Origin of the sequence: Shinella sp. 838 (assembly GCF_029623935.1) — a bacterium.
Classification (GTDB): Bacteria; Pseudomonadota; Alphaproteobacteria; order Rhizobiales; family Rhizobiaceae; genus Shinella.
Window position 1 is genome coordinate 189,927 of sequence record NZ_JARSBQ010000008.1, and the last position, 17,560, is coordinate 207,486.

A 17,560-nucleotide genomic window follows, 5' to 3' on the forward strand; every position below is an offset into this window, starting at 1 on the left:
CTTCCTGGCGCTGGATAGAGCGCTGGGCGGCAAGCCGGGGAAAGCCCGGTCAACACGATCGTTCGGGAGGCGGGCGCGGCGCCCGCAAAACACCATGGCACGACTAGACGCCAACGAACAATTCCTGGCCACGTCCTTCCTCGATGGAGCGAACGCGGCCTATATCGAACAGCTCTACGCGAAGTATGAGGCGGACCCCGCCTCCGTCGGCGAAGAGTGGCAGGCCTTCTTCAAGGCGCTGGAAGACCAGCCCTCCGACATCGTGAAGGCCGCCAGGGGCGCCTCGTGGCAGCGCGCCAACTGGCCGATCGCCGCCAATGGCGAACTGGTCTCGGCGCTTGATGGCAACTGGGGTGTCGTCGAGAAGGTTCTTGAAAAGAAGGTGCAGGCGAAGGCCGAGGCCGTTGCCGTGCAGACCGGCACGCCCGTCAACCAGGCGGACGTCAATCAGGCGACGCGCGATTCTGTTCGCGCCATCATGATGATCCGTGCCTACCGCGCCCGCGGTCACCTGCATGCCAAGCTCGACCCGCTCGGCCTTGCGGCGCCGGTTGAGGATTACAACGAGCTCTCGCCGTCGAACTACGGTTTCGAGGAGAAGGATCTCGACCGCAAGATCTTCATCGACAACGTGCTTGGCCTCGAATACGCGACCGTGCGCGAAATGGTCGAAATCCTCGAGCGCACCTATTGCTCGACGATCGGCGTCGAATTCATGCACATCTCCAACCCGGAAGAGAAGGGCTGGATCCAGGAGCGCATCGAAGGTCCGGACAAGGGCGTCGATTTCACGCCGGAAGGCAAGAAGGCGATTCTGCAGAAGCTGATCGAGGCTGAGGGCTTCGAGCAGTTCATCGACGTCAAGTACAAGGGCACCAAGCGCTTCGGCCTCGACGGCGGTGAAGCGCTGATCCCGGCGCTGGAGCAGATCATCAAGCGGGGCGGCCAGCTCGGCTTGAAGGAAATCGTTCTCGGCATGGCGCACCGCGGCCGCCTCAACGTTCTGACGAACGTGATGGCCAAACCCCACCGCGCCGTCTTCCACGAGTTCAAGGGCGGCTCCTACGCGCCCGACGAAGTGGAAGGCTCGGGCGACGTGAAGTACCACCTCGGTGCTTCTTCGGACCGCGAGTTCGACGGCAACAAGGTGCACCTGTCGCTGACCGCCAACCCCTCGCATCTCGAGATCGTCAACCCTGTCGTCATGGGCAAGGCCCGTGCCAAGCAGGACCAGATGGCGAAGGTCTTCGAGGGTGACATCATCCCGCTCTCCGAGCGCGTCCAGGTCATGCCGCTGCTGCTGCACGGCGATGCGGCCTTTGCGGGCCAGGGTGTGACGGCCGAAATCCTCGGCCTGTCGGGCCTGCGCGGCCACCGCGTTGCCGGCACGGTGCACGTCATCATCAACAACCAGATCGGCTTCACCACGAACCCGGCCTTCTCGCGCTCCTCGCCCTATCCGTCGGATGTGGCGAAGATGATCGAGGCGCCGATCTTCCATGTGAACGGCGACGATCCGGAAGCGGTGACCTACGCTGCCAAGATCGCGACCGAATTCCGCATGAAGTTCCACAAGCCGGTCGTGCTGGACATGTTCTGCTACCGTCGCTTCGGCCACAACGAAGGCGACGAGCCGGCGTTCACGCAGCCGAAGATGTACAAGGCGATCCGCGCCCACAAGACCGTGGTCAACCTCTATGGTTCGCGTCTCATTGGCGAAGGCGTGATCAGCGAGGGCGAATTCGAGAAGATGAAGGCGGATTGGCGCGCCAATCTCGAGCAGGAATTCGAGGCTGGCCAGTCCTACAAGCCGAACAAGGCCGACTGGCTGGACGGCGCCTGGTCGGGCCTGCGCTCGGCCGACAACCAGGACGAACAGCGTCGCGGCAAGACCTCCGTGCCGATGAAGCAGCTCAAGGAGATCGGTCGCAAGATCGCGACGATCCCGGAAGGCTTCAAGGCCCACAAGACCATTCAGCGGTTCATGGACAACCGCATGCAGATGGTGGAGACGGGCGAGGGTATCGACTGGGCGATGGCGGAAGCGCTTGCCTATGGCACGCTCTGCGTCGAGGGCACGAAGATCCGTCTCTCCGGCCAGGATTGCGAACGCGGCACGTTCTCGCAGCGCCATTCGGTTCTCTACGATCAGGAGACCGAAGACCGCTACATCCCGCTTGCCAACCTCTCGCCCACGCAGGCGCGCTACGAGGTCATCAACTCGATGCTCTCGGAAGAGGCCGTGCTCGGCTTCGAATACGGCTATTCGCTGGCCCGTCCCAACGCGCTGACGCTTTGGGAGGCCCAGTTCGGCGACTTCGCCAACGGCGCGCAGGTCGTCTTCGACCAGTTCATCTCGTCGGGCGAACGCAAGTGGCTGCGCATGTCGGGCCTCGTCTGCCTGCTGCCGCACGGCTATGAGGGCCAGGGTCCGGAGCACTCCTCCGCCCGCCTCGAACGCTGGCTGCAGATGTGCGCCGAAGACAACATGCAGGTCGCCAACGTCACGACGCCGGCGAACTACTTCCACATCCTGCGCCGCCAGGTGAAGCGCGACTTCCGCAAGCCGCTGATCATGATGACGCCGAAATCCCTGCTGCGCCACAAGCGCGCCGTTTCCTCGCTGTCGGAACTGGCGGGCGAGAGCTCGTTCCACCGTCTGCTGTGGGACGACGCCGAGGTGATCAAGGACGGTCCGATCAAGCTGCAGAAGGACGCCAAGATCCGCCGTGTCGTGATGTGCTCGGGCAAAGTCTACTACGACCTTCTGGAAGAGCGCGAAAAGCGCGGTATCGACGACGTTTATCTCCTGCGCCTGGAACAGCTCTATCCGTTCCCGGCCAAGGCGCTGATCAACGAGCTGTCGCGCTTCCGCAATGCCGAGATGGTCTGGTGCCAGGAAGAGCCCAAGAACATGGGTGGCTGGGCCTTCATCGATCCGTATCTCGAATGGGTGCTCGCCCATATCGACGCCAAGTACCAGCGCGTGCGCTACACCGGTCGTCCGGCCGCAGCCTCGCCGGCGACGGGCCTGATGTCGAAGCACATGGCGCAGCTCGCTGCTTTCCTCGAGGACGCGCTGGGCGGTTGATCCGCCCGGCTTCCCAGTAACCACGATAAGAATCACGAACGGAACACACTCATGGCTACCGAAATCCGCGTCCCGACTCTGGGCGAATCCGTCAGCGAAGCGACCGTCGGCACCTGGTTCAAGAAGGTCGGCGACGTCATCAAGGCCGACGAGCCGCTCTGTGAGCTCGAAACCGACAAGGTGACGATCGAAGTGCCGGCGCCGGCCGCCGGCGTCCTGTCGGAAATCACGGCCGCCGCCGGCGAGACCGTCGCCCCGGGTGGTCTGCTTGGCCAGATTTCTGCCAGCGGTTCCGCCGGTGCGAGCGCGCCTGCTGCTGCCGAAAAGGTCGAGAAGGTTGCGGCGGCTCCCGCTGCCGAAACCAAGCCCGCCGCGGCTGCGTCTTCCATGCCGGCTGCACCCTCGGCCGCCAAGCTGCTTGCGGAAAACAACATTTCCGCCGACCAGGTCGATGGTTCCGGCAAGCGTGGCCAGGTGCTGAAGGGCGACGTCATCGCAGCCGTTGCCAAGGGCATTACGGCGTCTACCGCTGCTGCCGCCGAACCGGTCAAGGTTGCCGCCCGCGTTCCGTCCTCCGAGGCGGACGCGCCGCGCGAAGAACGCGTGAAGATGACGCGTCTGCGCCAGACGATCGCCAAGCGCCTCAAGGATGCGCAGAACACCGCCGCCATGCTGACCACCTACAACGAGGTGGACATGAAGGCCGTGATGGACCTGCGTAATCGCTACAAGGACATTTTCGAGAAGAAGCATGGTGTGAAGCTCGGCTTCATGGGCTTCTTCACCAAGGCCGTCACGCATGCGCTGAAGGAACTGCCGGCCGTCAACGCCGAGATCGACGGCACCGACATCATCTACAAGAACTACTGCCATGTCGGCGTCGCCGTCGGCACGGACAAGGGTCTTGTCGTACCGGTCGTGCGTGATGCAGACCAGATGTCGATCGCCGAGATCGAGAAGGAAATCGGCCGCCTCGGCAAGGCCGCCCGTGACGGTGCGCTTTCCATGGCCGACATGCAGGGTGGTACCTTCACCATCTCGAACGGCGGCGTCTACGGCTCGCTGATGTCCTCGCCGATCCTCAACGCCCCTCAGTCCGGCATTCTCGGTATGCACAAGATCCAGGATCGCCCGGTCGTCGTCGGTGGCCAGATCGTCATTCGTCCGATGATGTATCTCGCGCTCTCCTACGATCACCGCATCGTCGACGGCAAGGAAGCCGTGACCTTCCTGGTGCGCGTCAAGGAAAGCCTGGAAGATCCGGAACGCCTCGTTCTCGATCTGTAATGAGACTGGCGGCGGGTGCTCTCTTCGGGCACCCGCTCCGTGCTCGTCGCCGACCGGCGGCGGGCTTCCCGTGATCGAGTCTGCGCCGGGATGTGCGAGGGGTGATGGAAGCAGCAGCAGCGTCGACGGAAATCTGGGTGCTCGGCTGGAGTGTCGTGCTTCTTATCGTGCACATCCTTGTTCAGGCATTGTCGCTCGATCTCGCCGGTGATCTCAGCGTCAAGTACCTGCTCGGCCCGCGCGACGAACAGCGCACGACGAAGAGCATCATGGCAGGGCGCCTGCTGCGCTCGCTGAACAACATGCTGGAGACCTATCCGGCCTTCATCGCGCTGGCGCTTGCGCTGGCCGTGACGGGCAAGACCGGAGGGCTCGGTGCGGCGGGGGCCGTGACCTGGATCCTGGCGCGCCTGGTCTTCACCTTCTTCTATGTTGCGGGCATTCCGATCCTGCGCACGGCTGCCTGGTTCGTCTCGATCATCGGGCTCGTCCTGATGGTCCTGCGCCTGATGCTATGACAAGCGCGGCCCGATGGCTTTCTCTCCTTCCACTATTCGGATGTCCGGCCGCATGCGTGACGGCGTGCCTGGTTCCTTGCCGCAGGGTGGAAGATCGACAGCGGCCGAACCGCAGGATACCCTCCGGCCAGCGCCCCTGATGCGCATGCAGCAACCCGCGGGTGCCGATAGGGCCCTCAACGCACCGGTGACGATCGTATGAGCCAATATCTCCTGGAACTTGCCTCGCTGATGGCGATCTTCGCCTTCGCCATCGTCTCGCCGGGTGCGGATCTCGCCATGGTCATGCGCCAGTCGATCGTGCATGGCCGGCGTGCGGCTGTCGTCACGTCCTTCGGCATCGGCACGTCGCTGATGTTCCACGTCACCTATACGATCCTCGGCCTCGGCCTTATCATTTCCCAGTCGATCTACCTCTTCAACATCGTGAAGTGGTGCGGCGTCGCTTACCTTGTCTATATCGGCATCAAGGCGTTGAGGGCCGGCAAGGCCGACCTTTCCGTGGAAGCGGTGAAGGGTCATGAAGAGGGCAGGGGCGGGCAATCGGCCGTCCGCGCCTTCGGCCTCGGTTTCCTTGCCAATGCGCTGAACCCCAAGCCGGTCTTCTTCTTCCTGTCGATCTTCTCGACGGTCGTCAGTGCCCATACGCCGATCGCGGTAAAATTCGGCTATGGCGTCGTCATGGCCGCCTGCCTCATTGCCTGGTTCGTCGGCGTCTCGCTGTTCATGACGACGCCAAGGATGCGCGCCGCCTTCGCGCGCATGAGCCAATGGATCGACCGGGCCAGCGGCCTCGTCTTCATCGCGCTCGGCATCAAGCTCGCCACGGAAAAGGCTCACTGAGCCATGCGCGCCGCCCTCGTTGTTGCCGGATTGCTTGCCGCGACCGCCGCTTCTGCGGCGGAGTGCCGGCAGGACCGCGCGCTCTATGCGGATCGCGACGGGGGCTATGAGCTGGCATTCGAATCTGTCGGCTCGAATGCGGCGGCGACGAGCCATCATTTCAAGCTGAAGGTTCTGGCAAGCGGCGTGGTGCTTGACGGTGTCGTCATGCCGGGCGAACCCGCCCGCTCGAACGGCATGGCCATGTACAACTGCCCGGAAGGGGACGTCACCGGTGAGGAGATCGCCGCCTGCACCGTGTGGGAAGGCGTGATCTACGCGCTTGACGGCGCGGGCGATGCCGGCCTCCTGCCGGAGGAGGGGACTGTGGCAGCTGAAACCCTGCTTCTTTCCGGCTTCGGGCCGTCGGTCCGCTATTCGAAGCTGTGGGATGACGGCAAGGCGAGCGTTGCGCCCTGGGACGTCTTCATACGGAAGGGGTGTGCGGCATGACGGAGGCCCCTGTTCTTCTCGTTACCGGCGGCAGCCGCGGCATCGGTGCCAGTGTCTGCCGCATGGCGGGCGCCGCGGGCTGGCAAGTGGCGGTGAACTATGCCGCCAATCTCGAGGCAGCCGAGGCCGTGGTCGCCGATATCCGGGCGCTTGGCGGCTCGGCGATCCCGGTACAGGGGGATGTCGGCACGGAACTTGGCCTTGCCTCCATCTTCTCCACCATCGACGGCACCTTCGGTCGGCTCGATGGGCTGGTCAACAATGCGGGTATCGTTGCGCTGCCGCAGCGCGTCGACGAGATGTCCGCCGAGCGGCTGGAGCGTATGTTCGCCGTCAATGTGATGGGCTCGATCCGTTGCGCGCAGGAGGCTGTGCGCCGCATGTCGATCCGTCACGGCGGCAAGGGCGGCTCGATCGTCAACATCTCCTCCGTCGCTGCGCTGCTCGGCGCGGCCGGGCAATATGTCGATTATGCCGCCAGCAAGGGCGCCATCGAGAGTTTCACCGTCGGCCTCGCGCGCGAGGTCGCGGCGGAGGGCCTGCGCGTCAATCTCGTGCGACCCGGTATCATCGACACCGACATCCACGCCTCCGGCGGCCTGCCGGACCGGGCGCGCGACATGGCATCGCTGATCCCGATGCAGCGGCCGGGCACGGCCGATGAAGTCGCCCATTCCATTCTCTATCTTCTCTCCGATGCGGCATCCTATGTGACGGGTGCCGCCCTCAACGTCAGCGGCGGGCGCTAGGCCCCCGCGCAGGAAGGACTTGTCATGGCATATGATCTCATCGTTATCGGTTCCGGCCCCGGCGGCTACGTGTGCGCCATCAAGGCGGCCCAGCTCGGCCTCAAGGTCGCGGTCGTCGAAAAGCGCGCCACCTATGGCGGCACCTGCCTCAATGTCGGCTGCATCCCCTCCAAGGCGCTGCTGCATGCGTCCGAAACCTACAGCCATGCCGCCCACGGCATGGACGCGCTCGGCATCGAGGGCGTCACGCCCACGCTGAACCTCGGCAAGATGATGGCGCACAAGGATGCGACGGTGAAGTCGAATGTCGACGGCGTCGCCTTCCTGTTCAAGAAGAACAAGATCGACGGCATCCAGGGCATCGGCAAGGTGCTCGCCGCGGGCAAGGTTTCCGTCACCAGCGACAAGGGCGAGGAGCAGGTTCTCGAGACGAAGAACATCGTCATCGCCACGGGCTCCGATGTCGCCGGTATTCCGGGCGTTCCGGTCGAGATCGACGAGAAGGTCATCGTCTCCTCCACCGGCGGTATCGCCCTCGACAAGGTGCCGGGTCACCTGATCGTCGTCGGCGGCGGTGTCATCGGCCTCGAGCTCGGCTCCGTCTGGGCTCGCCTCGGCGCCAAGGTCACCGTGGTCGAGTATCTCGACACCATCCTCGGTGGCATGGACGGCGACGTCTCCAAGCAGTTCCAGCGCATGCTGGTCAAGCAGGGTATGGAGTTCAAGCTGGGCGCCAAGGTGGCGGGTGTCGAGAAGGCGGCTTCCGGTGCCAAGGTAACCTTCGAACCTGTCAAGGGCGGCGACGCGACCACGATCGAAGCCGATGTCGTGCTGATCGCTACCGGCCGCAAGCCCTATACCGAGGGCCTCGGCCTCAAGGAAGCCGGCGTCGTGCTGGACAACCGCGGCCGTGTCGAGATCGACAACCACTTCCAGACCAACGTTGCCGGCATCTATGCCATCGGTGATGTGGTGCGTGGCCCCATGCTTGCCCACAAGGCGGAAGACGAGGGCGTCGCCGTTGCCGAAATCCTTGCGGGCCAGGCTGGCCATGTGAACTATGACGTCATCCCGGGCGTCGTCTATACCCAGCCGGAAGTCGCCTCCGTCGGCAAGACGGAGGAGGAGCTGAAGGCCGCGGGCATCGCCTACAAGGCCGGCAAGTTCCCGTTCACGGCGAACGGTCGCGCCCGCGCCATGCTGGCGACGGACGGTTTCGTCAAGGTGCTGGCGGACAAGGAGACGGACCGTGTGCTCGGCGTGCACATCGTCGGCTTCGGCGCTGGCGAGATGATCCACGAGGCAGCCGTTCTGATGGAATTCGGCGGCTCTTCGGAAGACCTCGGCCGCACCTGCCACGCGCACCCGACCATGTCGGAAGCCGTCAAGGAAGCAGCGCTCGCAACCTTCTTCAAGCCGATCCACATGTGATCCGGTCAGGCGGCTGCGACAACCGGCCGCCTGTCTTCATCCGGTGAAGCGGGGCACCATGGAAGCCTTAAAGGATGGCCTTCATGTCCCCCGTTTCGAGACCGGTCTCGCTTCCACATCCGCTTCTGCCTGCCGCCGACTGGGCGGATCGCTTTACGTTGGGCCTGCCGGTCGAGCACCTCACGGCGCGGGAGGCGGCGCGGCTGGCACTCGAACATCCTCCCGGCTGGGTGCGCCGCCTCATGGTGCTGCGCAATGCGCTCGTCAGGCCCTTTGGTCTGAAAGGGGCGGCGGAGAGGGTCGCGACGTCGGAGACGGAGATCGGCGGCTTTCCCGTGGTCAGCGCAAGCGACGACCGGGTGGTGCTCGGCTTCGACGACCGGCACCTCGATTTTCGCATCGTCATCGATGTCCGGCAGGATCGGCCGAGCGGCCAGACGCTCAGCGTCATGACGCTCGTCCATCGCAACAATCTCCTCGGCCGGCTTTATCTTGCGGCCGTGATGCCCTTTCACAAACTGATCGTGCGCACGATGCTGGCAGGCATCGGCCGAAGGGTCTCGACCGTCCGGAAGCCCTGAGGCTCAGGGCACCGCCGTGACGGTGAAGCCTTGCTTGCGCAGCAGTTCGACGACCCCTTCCGGGCCGGCGAGGTGCAGCGCACCGACGGCGATGAAGACATTGCCGCCGGCCAGGATCGGCGCGGCGCGCTCTGCCATCGTGTGGTTGCGGTCGATGATGATGCGCTGTTCGAAATCGGCATAGGCCTTGGCGTCCGTATCCGTCTCGGGCGCGGCGGCGCGCATCATCGGCATGATCATGCCGGTATCACCGGAAAGGTAGAGCTGGCTCATCGTCTCGATGACGTCCGTCAGCGTATCGCCGAGTTCCAGCGTCTGGACGAGGCCCTGGACCTGCGGCTCGAGCGGCAGGGAATCGAGGGCGGAAATCTGCTCGACGAGCGTTTCGAGCCCCTTCAGCGTCTTGCCTTCGGTGAGCGCATCCTTGGCGAGGCGCTGGTCGAGGAAGGCCGCGCCTGCTGTCTTGCGGGCGATCTCGCAAGCGGGCAGCGCCACGAAGCTTGCGATCATCCACGGTTTCATGCGGCCAACGGCAGCGAGCGAAAGCCCACGGTTCTTCAGGCCCTCGGCCAGTTTCTCGGCGCCCTCCTTGTCGAGGAAATCGGTGATGGACTTGCCGTCGGTGAACATGGTGAGGTCGGGGCGCGTGAGTATCGCCGCGCCGGCCTTCTTCTCGTCGGCGATCTCGTCCGACTCGACCACGACAGTGGTCGCTGCAGCAAAGGCGGCGCGCGCGGCCTCCGGCATGGCCAGCACGCGCGGATCCGTCACATGCATGGTGCCGAGCAGCCAGGAGCTGGGCTGGCCGTCCTTCTCGATCTTCCAGAAGATGCCCTTGCCGTTTTGCACACCATCGGCTTCGGCGCGCAGTTTGGCGTAGCCTGCCGGATCGTCTTTCTCGAACTTCTCGAGCAGGTTGATGCCGCCGCAGGCCGGCGGTTCTTCCGCACGAGCCGGTGACAGGGCGGCGAGCACGAAGAGAAAGGAGAGCGCGACCAGCACATGGACGACCGCCACGCCCCAGAGGCCGGCTTCGGCCAGCCGGTCGGCAAGCGCCGCGCGCTGTTTGCGAAGAAGGACTGTCATGGTCGAACTCCCTGTCTTTTCGGTGACCCTGAAGCGCGTCGCGATCCTTGAGAATCGCCCCTCGTGCTTTCGACACTGGTTTTACGCATGTCGTTCTCACAATCCCTTAACAGGCCAGTGCCCTTCGACATCGAAGGGGTCTTATGCCCGCGGGTGGGCGCGGTCGTAGATTTCGAGCAGTCGGGCGGAATCGACGCCGGTATAGACCTGCGTGGTGGAAAGGCTGGCATGGCCAAGCAATTCCTGGATGGTGCGCAGATCGCCGCCGCCGGCAAGCAGATGCGTGGCGAAGGAATGGCGCAGCGCGTGCGGCGTCGCGCTGTCCGGCAGACCGAGCGCGCCGCGCAGCTTCTGCATCTCGCGCTGGAGGATCGCCGGCTGCAGGGGGCCGCCGCGGGCGCCGCGGAAGAGCGGACTGCCCTCCGCCAACGAGAAGGGGCAGAGTTTTACATAATCCCTCACGCCGGCAAGGGCCGGTGCGATCAGCGGCACGATGCGGGTCTTGTCGCCCTTGCCGGTGATGCGCAGCGATGTCGGCGTGCCGGCAAAGTCGGCCGGCGTCAGCGACAGCGCCTCGGAGATACGCAGGCCGCAGCCGTAGAGGAGCGTCAGCACGGCAGCGTTGCGCAGGCGGATCCATGGCTCCTCCGCCAGCTGCTCGCCGGCATCGACGACGGCGATCGCCTGCCGGTCGGAGAGCGGCTTCGGCAGGGATTTCGGTTGTTTCGGCGAGCGCACGGCCGCGGCGCCGGCGGCGTTGGCAAGCCCCTTGCGCTCCAGATGGCGCAGGAACGAGCGCAGCCCTGCAAGGCCACGGCCGAGCGTGCGGGCGCCTGCGCCGTCGCGGCGGCGGGCGGCGAGAAAACCGCGCAGGTCCGCCGGCCGCAGCTCGCCGATGTCCTTCAGTCGCGCGGGGGCGGCAAGGTGCTGTGTCAGGAAGGCGAGGAATTGCCGGGTGTCACGTTCATAGGCATCCAGCGTGTTGCCGGAAAGCCGCCGCTCCTCCGCGAGCGTGGCAAGCCAGCCCTGGCGCTCGGCCATCAATGTCGGGTCGGCGATGATGAGAAGATCGGTCATGGGCGGCCCCTTGGCGTTTGTCGGAGCATCGGCGATTTCCGCTTAAGGTTTTGCTAACGTTCGCGTCGGGGCTGGGCAAAGCGGTCTGCCTTCCTCTAGACACGGTGGCTGGTATAGAGAGGGTCTTCCTTCATTCCGGGGCCATCATGCTTTTGCGTTCCATGTCCGCCGAAAACTATCGTTCGCTGCGCTCGATCCGCATGGATCTCGGCCGCGTGAACCTGTTCGTCGGTGAAAACGGAGCGGGCAAATCGAATCTCTATCGATCGCTCCAGCTGGTGCAGGCCGCGGTGCGCGGAAACTTCGCCCATGAGATCGCCGCGGAAGGCGGCATGACCTCGGCGCTCTGGACGGGCCGGCGGCGGGCGAACGAGCCGGTGCGTATCCGTCTCGAAACGGAGCTCCTCGACGAAGAACGGGCGATCACCTTCCGCTACCGTGTCGAGGCCGGCTTGCGCCCTCCGAAAGCTGCGGCGGGTTTCGCCTTCGAGCCGCAGGTGAAGGCGGAGGAGTTGACCATCGAGACCGGCCGCCGGCCGGTGACGGTGATGAAGCGCACCGGGCCGGGCATATTGGTGCGCGACGAGACCGGCCGCATGGTCGAGCATCCCGAGCAGGCACTGACTTCGGAAACGGCCATCGCGCTGCTGGGTGATGCCGGCCATTATCCCGAGATCGGCACCTTCCGCCGTGCCGTCTCGCAATGGCGCTTCTTCCACGGCTTCCGCTCCGATCGGGATTCGGCGCTGCGCCAGCCGTGCCTTGCCGTTACCGCGCCATTGCTCGACCAGGACGGAGCGAACATGGCGGCGGTCTTCGCGACGCTCACCTGGACGCGGGAGGATACGCTCGATCTCGACCGAGCGGTGTCGGACGCCTTCGGCGGGGCGCGGCTTTCCGTACCGGAGCCGGAGGAGTTCGCGTCCTACGGTCTGGTGTTCCCGCAGTTTCCGCAGCGTGTCTTCCAGCCACGCGAGCTTTCCGACGGGCAGATCCGTTTCCTGGCGCTCGCCGCTGCCCTTCTTTCCTATCGTACGCCTCCCTTGATCGCGCTCAACGAGCCGGAGGCAAGTCTCCATCCGGACATGCTGCCGCCGCTGGCCGAAATGATCGCCCGGGCGGCGCAATCGAGCCAAATCTGGATCGTCACCCATTCCGAACGATTGGCGCAGGAGGTGGAGACGCGCTGCGGCGTCCGGGCGAAGCGTGTCATCCGCAATGACGGGGCGACCTGGATCGACGGCATGCGGCTGACCGGTGAAATGGCCGAGGACGACGAATGAGCGGGACGGCGATCTTTGCGGTTTTCTTCGCGCGGCGGTGGGGGCATCTTCGCGGGCGATGAGCAGCGATTCGATCGACCTTTTCGGGGAGAAACTCTTTCCGCGCACGGTGCCCGTGATGGTGCCGGTGCCGACGCCCGTGCCCTATTCCTATTCTGTGCCCGAGGGTATGGCGGTGGAACCGGGTTCGATCGTGCGGGTGCCGCTGGGGCCCCGGCTGGTGCCCGGTGTCGTCTGGGACGGTAGCGACGACGGAAGGGTCGATCCGAAGAAACTGCGGCCGATCGAAAAGGTGTTCGATTGCCCGCCGCTTTCGAAGGAGATGCGCGATTTCCTCGATTGGGTTTCCGCTTATACGGTGACGCCGCCCGGCCTCGTCGCCCGCATGGCGCTGCGCGCGCCGACTGCCTTCGATCCCGAACCCATGATCGAGGGGCTGCGTTTCACGGGCCATCGGCCGGAGCGGCTGACGAGTGCGCGTGAACGCGTGCTCGAGTTGATCGAGGACGGCATACCCTGGACGCGCTCTGGCCTTGCGCATGCCTCCGGCACGTCGACGAGCGTCATCGACGGACTGGTGAAGCAGGGCACCTTCGAGACGGTCTTCCTGCCGCCGCCGCCGGTGGTGGCTCTGCCGGACCCGGACTACGTCGCACCGCGGCTGGAAGGGCCACAGACGGACAGCGCTGCGGAACTGGTCGAGAGCGTGCAAAAGGGGGAATTCTCCGTCTCGCTGATCGACGGCATCACCGGCTCGGGCAAGACCGAGGTCTATTTCGAGGCGATCGCCGAGACGCTGCGACGGGGCAAGCAGGTGCTTATCCTGCTGCCGGAAATCGCGTTGACGGCAAGTTTTCTCGAGCGGTTTCATGATCGTTTCGGAGCAAAGCCCGCGGAGTGGCATTCCGATCTCGCCCCGCGCACCCGCGAACGCGTCTGGCGGCAGGTGACGACGGGCGATGTGCGGGTCGTGGCCGGTGCGCGGTCGGCACTGTTCCTGCCCTTTGAAAATCTCGGCCTCGTCATCGTCGACGAGGAGCATGATCCGGCCTACAAGCAGGAGGACCGCGTCTTCTATAATGCCCGCGATATGGCGGTGGTCAGGGCGCGCATCGGTGATTTTCCGGCCGTGCTCGTCTCGGCGACGCCTTCGGTCGAAAGTCGCGTCAACAGCGATGTCGGGCGCTACCGCAAACTACATCTGCCGACGCGCTACGGCGATGCGGCGCTGCCGGATCTGCATCTCGTCGACATGCGGCGCCATCCCCCGGCGCGCGGCGGCTTTCTCTCGCCGGTCATGCTGCGCGGCATCCAGCGCACCATCCAGAAGGAACAGCAGGCGCTGCTCTTTCTCAATCGCCGGGGCTATGCGCCGCTGACGCTCTGCCGGGTCTGCGGCCATCGGTTCCAGTGCCCGCAATGTTCGAGCTGGCTGGTCGAGCACCGGTTCCGCGGGCAGATCCAGTGCCACCATTGCGGCCATGCCGAGCGCACGCCCGAGGCCTGCCCGGAATGCGGCACCTTCGACCACCTTGCCGCCTGCGGGCCGGGGGTGGAGCGTATCGCCGAGGAGGTGGAGCGGCATTTCCCGGAGGCGCGCACCATCGTGCTTTCTTCCGATCTGATGGGTGTAAAGCGGCTCAGGCTGGAGCTGGAGGCGATCGCGCGCGGTGAGGCGGACATCGTCATCGGCACGCAGCTTGTCGCCAAGGGGCACAATTTCCCGCTGATGTCGCTGGTCGGTGTGGTGGATGCGGATCTGGGACTCTCGAACGGCGATCCACGCGCGGCGGAGCGGACCTTCCAGCTTCTCTCGCAGGTGACGGGGCGTGCGGGCCGCTCGGGCCTCAAGAGCCATGGTCTTATCCAGACCTATCAGCCGGCGCATCCCGTCATGCAGGCCATCGTCTCGGGCGATGCGCAGGCCTTTTACGATCGCGAGATCGGCGAACGGGAAAAGGCGCTGCTGCCGCCGTTTGGCCGGCTCGCCTCGGTCATCGTCTCCGCTGACACGCGCGGCGAGGCGGAGGCCCATGCTCGCGGGCTGCGGCAGGCGGCACCGCAGGTCACCGGCATCTCGATCCTCGGCCCGGCGGAGGCGCCGCTGGCGTTGATCCGTGGCCGCCATCGTTTCCGTCTGCTGGTGCATGGGCGGCGCAACAGCGACATGCAGACTTTCCTGCGGACCATGCTCGCCAACGGGCCGAAGGAGCGGGCCACGCTTCAGGTGCAGCTTGATATCGATCCGCAGAGTTTCCTCTAAGGCCGAGGGTTAACAAAGAGTTGTGCGAATGTTTCAGACGCGCTTCTGCCTGTCGGTTGCCTGTGCGATAGAGGGCGACGGGCACTGACGGGAGAAACGCTGCGATGGAATTCTACATCCCCACCGAGACGGGCGAGTTCCTGGCCTTCTGTGCAGCCGCTGTGACCGTGCTCTTCGGCCTTTTCGCTCTGTTCGCGCCGGGTACTGCGTTGAAGCTTGCAGGGCTCCAGATGCGGGATGGAAGCCGCGAGGGATATGCCTTCGCCCGCTCGGCCGGCGGCTTCTACGCGGGGATCGCCATCGTCGCGCTGTTGATGGCGCAGAGCTGGATCTACATGGCGATCGGCGGTGGGTTCGCACTGGCCGCTTTCGGCCGGATTCTCTCGTTGATGTCGGACGGTTCCTTCACAGCCAAGAACCTCCTCGTTCTCGCGGTGCAGGCGGTACTCGCCGCGCTGCCGCTCGGATATGCCTTCGGCTTCCTCTGAGCGCAAAAAGCGGCTTCTTACGCTCAAAGGTGAGAGAACATAGTCCGCGCAGTCAACTTTTGCCCCGACTGTGGCCGACTTATGGCGCATTCCTGCGCCCGGCGTGTTGCGAGTCCCGGTTTCCTATGCTAGACGAACCGCGAAATTCAGAAAAAGCGGGCGCCAAAGCCTGTAGGAACTGAAGATTACCGCAACGATTTCAGGTGGTTAGGACCGTAGCTCAGCTACTGCCCTGCCTCTTGAATGAAAAGAAGAGAAGCTTGTGCCCGTGGCAGACACATCCCAGCTTGTTTCCGGTGTTGCAGAAAGATACGCGTCTTCGCTTTTCGACCTCGCTCAGGAAGCCGGTTCGGCTGACAGTGTCGGTGCCGATCTTGCCCGTTTCCAGGCGATGATCGACGAAAGCGACGACCTGAAGCGGCTGATCGCCAGCCCCGTCTTCTCCGCCGAAGATCAGACCAAGGCCATTGCTGCCGTTGCCGCCAAGGCCGGCATTACGGGCCTCGTGGCAAACTTCCTCAAGGTGGTTGCGTCAAATCGCCGCCTCTTCGCCGTTCCGGGCATGATCAAGGCATACCGCGTCATCGCGGCCCGCGCCCGCGGTGAAATCACGGCCGAGGTCACCTCGGCCCATGCGCTGACCGCAGCGCAGGAAACAGAATTGAAGGCGGCGCTGAAAGGCGTCACCGGCAAAGACGTGGCGATTGCCGTCACCGTCGATCCGTCCATTCTCGGTGGTCTGGTCGTCAAGGTGGGATCCCGCCAGATCGACACGTCCCTTCGCACCAAACTCTCTACTCTTAAGCTTGCACTGAAAGAGGTCGGCTGATGGATATCCGCGCCGCGGAAATTTCCGCAATTCTCAAAGATCAGATCAAAAACTTCGGCAAAGAGGCGGAAGTCTCGGAAGTCGGCCAGGTGCTCTCCGTCGGTGACGGTATCGCCCGCGTTTACGGCCTCGATAATGTCCAGGCCGGCGAAATGGTCGAGTTCCCCGGTGGCATCCGCGGCATGGCGCTGAACCTGGAAAGCGACAACGTCGGTGTCGTTATCTTCGGTTCCGACCGTGACATCAAGGAAGGCGACACCGTCAAGCGGACCGGCGCCATCGTGGACGTGCCGGTTGGTCCGGAGCTGCTCGGCCGCGTCGTTGATGCGCTTGGCAATCCGATCGACGGCAAGGGCCCGATCAATGCCAAGCAGCGCGCCCGCGTTGACGTCAAGGCTCCGGGCATCATTCCGCGCAAGTCGGTGCATGAGCCGATGTCGACCGGCCTCAAGGCCATCGACGCCCTCATCCCGGTCGGCCGCGGCCAGCGCGAGCTGGTCATCGGCGACCGCCAGACCGGCAAGACCGCCATCATTCTGGACACGATCCTGAACCAGAAGGCGATCCACGACAACGGCCCGGACGGCGACAAGCTGTACTGCGTCTACGTCGCTATCGGCCAGAAGCGCTCGACCGTCGCCCAGTTCGTGAAGGTTCTCGAAGAGCGCGGCGCTCTCCAGTACTCGATCATCGTTGCTGCTACCGCCTCCGACCCGGCGCCGATGCAGTACCTCGCACCGTTCGCCGGCTGCGCGATGGGCGAATACTTCCGCGACAACGGCAAGCACGCCCTCATCGGTTACGACGACCTTTCCAAGCAGGCCGTTTCCTATCGCCAGATGTCGCTCCTGCTGCGCCGCCCGCCGGGCCGCGAAGCCTATCCGGGCGACGTCTTCTATCTGCACTCGCGTCTCCTCGAGCGCGCTGCAAAGCTCAACGACGAGATGGGCGCCGGCTCGCTGACGGCTCTGCCGGTCATCGAAACTCAGGGCAACGACGTTTCGGCGTTCATCCCGACCAACGTGATCTCGATCACCGACGGCCAGATCTTCCTTGAAACGGACCTGTTCTGCCAGGGTATCCGCCCGGCCGTGAACGTCGGCCTGTCGGTTTCCCGCGTCGGCTCGTCCGCTCAGATCAAGGCGATGAAGCAGGTCGCCGGCTCGATCAAGGGGGAGCTCGCCCAGTACCGCGAAATGGCAGCCTTCGCTCAGTTCGGCTCGGACCTCGACGCCGCAACGCAGCGCCTGCTCAACCGCGGTGCCCGCCTGACCGAACTCCTGAAGCAGCCGCAGTTCTCGCCGCTGAAGACGGAAGAGCAGGTCGTCGTGATCTTCGCAGGCGTCAACGGCTACCTCGACAAGCTGCCGGTCGCCGAGGTCGGCAAGTTCGAGCAGGGCCTGCTCGGCTACATGCGTTCCGAGGGCAAGGCGATCCTCGACACGATCCGCACCGACAAGGCGATCAGCGACGACACCAAGGGCAAGCTCAAGGCTGCTCTCGATGCCTTCGCCAAGAGCTTCGGCTGAGACCTAACGGCTC

Annotated in this window: 15 protein-coding genes; 13 read left to right on the plus strand and 2 right to left on the minus strand. The window is 64.6% G+C overall.

The features are described 5' to 3' along the window. The first annotated feature begins 94 nt into the window (after positions 1 to 94). From P9A16_RS22580 to P9A16_RS22615, 8 genes are all read left to right on the plus strand, one after another. Positions 95 to 3,091 carry a 2-oxoglutarate dehydrogenase E1 component gene (locus P9A16_RS22580; protein WP_024271129.1) on the plus strand — a complete coding sequence of 999 codons (2,997 nt, stop codon included), beginning with the start codon at positions 95 to 97 and terminating at the stop codon, positions 3,089 to 3,091. 51 nt (positions 3,092 to 3,142) lie between these two features. Further along, on the plus strand, positions 3,143 to 4,378 hold the full coding sequence (gene odhB / locus P9A16_RS22585; RefSeq protein ID WP_023513142.1) for a 2-oxoglutarate dehydrogenase complex dihydrolipoyllysine-residue succinyltransferase: 1,236 nt from the start codon (positions 3,143 to 3,145) through the stop codon (positions 4,376 to 4,378). Positions 4,379 to 4,482: 104 nt separating this feature from the next. Beyond that, the gene (locus tag P9A16_RS22590; protein WP_023513143.1) at positions 4,483 to 4,896 is read left to right on the plus strand and encodes an MAPEG family protein; all 414 of its coding nucleotides are present in this window, start codon (positions 4,483 to 4,485) and stop codon (positions 4,894 to 4,896) included. Between the two features lie 198 nt (positions 4,897 to 5,094). Next, entirely contained in the window at positions 5,095 to 5,739 is a 645-nt protein-coding gene (locus P9A16_RS22595) for a LysE family translocator (RefSeq protein ID WP_023513144.1), read from the plus strand. A gap of 3 nt (positions 5,740 to 5,742) precedes the next feature. Continuing rightward, complete coding sequence (locus P9A16_RS22600) at positions 5,743 to 6,231, plus strand: hypothetical protein (RefSeq protein WP_023513145.1); 489 nt, start codon at positions 5,743 to 5,745, stop codon at positions 6,229 to 6,231. Further along, positions 6,228 to 6,980 (plus strand): SDR family oxidoreductase, encoded by a 753-nt coding sequence (locus tag P9A16_RS22605; RefSeq protein ID WP_023513146.1) that lies wholly within the window; start codon positions 6,228 to 6,230, stop codon positions 6,978 to 6,980. The genes P9A16_RS22600 and P9A16_RS22605 overlap by 4 nt, the downstream gene beginning before the upstream one ends. A gap of 24 nt (positions 6,981 to 7,004) precedes the next feature. Continuing rightward, positions 7,005 to 8,411: a dihydrolipoyl dehydrogenase gene (lpdA, locus tag P9A16_RS22610; RefSeq protein ID WP_023513147.1), complete on the plus strand. Its 1,407-nt coding sequence runs from the start codon at positions 7,005 to 7,007 to the stop codon at positions 8,409 to 8,411. A gap of 83 nt (positions 8,412 to 8,494) precedes the next feature. Beyond that, positions 8,495 to 8,992, plus strand: coding sequence for a DUF2867 domain-containing protein (locus P9A16_RS22615; protein ID WP_023513148.1), 498 nt, complete (start codon positions 8,495 to 8,497; stop codon positions 8,990 to 8,992). Between the two features lie 3 nt (positions 8,993 to 8,995). Here P9A16_RS22615 and P9A16_RS22620 read toward each other — a convergent pair whose 3' ends face one another. Together P9A16_RS22620 and P9A16_RS22625 are read right to left on the minus strand one after the other, a co-directional pair. Continuing rightward, positions 8,996 to 10,078: a TraB/GumN family protein gene (locus tag P9A16_RS22620; protein WP_278025942.1), complete on the minus strand. Its 1,083-nt coding sequence runs from the start codon at positions 10,076 to 10,078 to the stop codon at positions 8,996 to 8,998. A 141-nt stretch (positions 10,079 to 10,219) separates the two neighbouring features. Continuing rightward, complete coding sequence (locus P9A16_RS22625; RefSeq protein ID WP_024271130.1) at positions 10,220 to 11,155, minus strand: tyrosine recombinase XerC; 936 nt, start codon at positions 11,153 to 11,155, stop codon at positions 10,220 to 10,222. A 146-nt stretch (positions 11,156 to 11,301) separates the two neighbouring features. Here P9A16_RS22625 and P9A16_RS22630 point away from each other — a divergent pair, with 146 nt between their 5' ends. From P9A16_RS22630 to atpA, 5 genes are all read left to right on the plus strand, one after another. Beyond that, positions 11,302 to 12,438: an AAA family ATPase gene (locus P9A16_RS22630; protein ID WP_278025943.1), complete on the plus strand. Its 1,137-nt coding sequence runs from the start codon at positions 11,302 to 11,304 to the stop codon at positions 12,436 to 12,438. A 58-nt stretch (positions 12,439 to 12,496) separates the two neighbouring features. After that, positions 12,497 to 14,701, plus strand: coding sequence for a primosomal protein N' (locus P9A16_RS22635; RefSeq protein WP_023513903.1), 2,205 nt, complete (start codon positions 12,497 to 12,499; stop codon positions 14,699 to 14,701). Between the two features lie 104 nt (positions 14,702 to 14,805). Further along, positions 14,806 to 15,189, plus strand: a complete 384-nt coding sequence (locus P9A16_RS22640; RefSeq protein WP_023513904.1) for an AGROH133_08824 family phage infection protein — start codon at positions 14,806 to 14,808, stop codon at positions 15,187 to 15,189. A gap of 262 nt (positions 15,190 to 15,451) precedes the next feature. Next, entirely contained in the window at positions 15,452 to 16,018 is a 567-nt protein-coding gene (locus tag P9A16_RS22645; protein ID WP_024271131.1) for a F0F1 ATP synthase subunit delta, read from the plus strand. Beyond that, positions 16,018 to 17,547, plus strand: a complete 1,530-nt coding sequence (gene atpA, locus P9A16_RS22650) for a F0F1 ATP synthase subunit alpha (RefSeq protein WP_278025944.1) — start codon at positions 16,018 to 16,020, stop codon at positions 17,545 to 17,547. The genes P9A16_RS22645 and atpA overlap by 1 nt, the downstream gene beginning before the upstream one ends. Positions 17,548 to 17,560 lie beyond the last annotated feature (13 nt).

What these genes read in the sequence shown, in the direction of transcription:
- P9A16_RS22580 (WP_024271129.1), top strand. Translation starts at nt 95, where the DNA reads ATGGCACGACTAGACGCCAACGAACAATTCCTGGCCACGTCCTTCCTC.
- odhB (WP_023513142.1), top strand. Translation starts at nt 3,143, where the DNA reads ATGGCTACCGAAATCCGCGTCCCGACTCTGGGCGAATCCGTCAGCGAA.
- P9A16_RS22590 (WP_023513143.1), top strand. Translation starts at nt 4,483, where the DNA reads ATGGAAGCAGCAGCAGCGTCGACGGAAATCTGGGTGCTCGGCTGGAGT.
- P9A16_RS22595 (WP_023513144.1), top strand. Translation starts at nt 5,095, where the DNA reads ATGAGCCAATATCTCCTGGAACTTGCCTCGCTGATGGCGATCTTCGCC.
- P9A16_RS22600 (WP_023513145.1), top strand. Translation starts at nt 5,743, where the DNA reads ATGCGCGCCGCCCTCGTTGTTGCCGGATTGCTTGCCGCGACCGCCGCT.
- P9A16_RS22605 (WP_023513146.1), top strand. Translation starts at nt 6,228, where the DNA reads ATGACGGAGGCCCCTGTTCTTCTCGTTACCGGCGGCAGCCGCGGCATC.
- lpdA (WP_023513147.1), top strand. Translation starts at nt 7,005, where the DNA reads ATGGCATATGATCTCATCGTTATCGGTTCCGGCCCCGGCGGCTACGTG.
- P9A16_RS22615 (WP_023513148.1), top strand. Translation starts at nt 8,495, where the DNA reads ATGTCCCCCGTTTCGAGACCGGTCTCGCTTCCACATCCGCTTCTGCCT.
- P9A16_RS22620 (WP_278025942.1), bottom strand. Translation starts at nt 10,078, where the DNA reads ATGACAGTCCTTCTTCGCAAACAGCGCGCGGCGCTTGCCGACCGGCTG.
- P9A16_RS22625 (WP_024271130.1), bottom strand. Translation starts at nt 11,155, where the DNA reads ATGACCGATCTTCTCATCATCGCCGACCCGACATTGATGGCCGAGCGC.
- P9A16_RS22630 (WP_278025943.1), top strand. Translation starts at nt 11,302, where the DNA reads ATGCTTTTGCGTTCCATGTCCGCCGAAAACTATCGTTCGCTGCGCTCG.
- P9A16_RS22635 (WP_023513903.1), top strand. Translation starts at nt 12,497, where the DNA reads ATGAGCAGCGATTCGATCGACCTTTTCGGGGAGAAACTCTTTCCGCGC.
- P9A16_RS22640 (WP_023513904.1), top strand. Translation starts at nt 14,806, where the DNA reads ATGGAATTCTACATCCCCACCGAGACGGGCGAGTTCCTGGCCTTCTGT.
- atpA (WP_278025944.1), top strand. Translation starts at nt 16,018, where the DNA reads ATGGATATCCGCGCCGCGGAAATTTCCGCAATTCTCAAAGATCAGATC.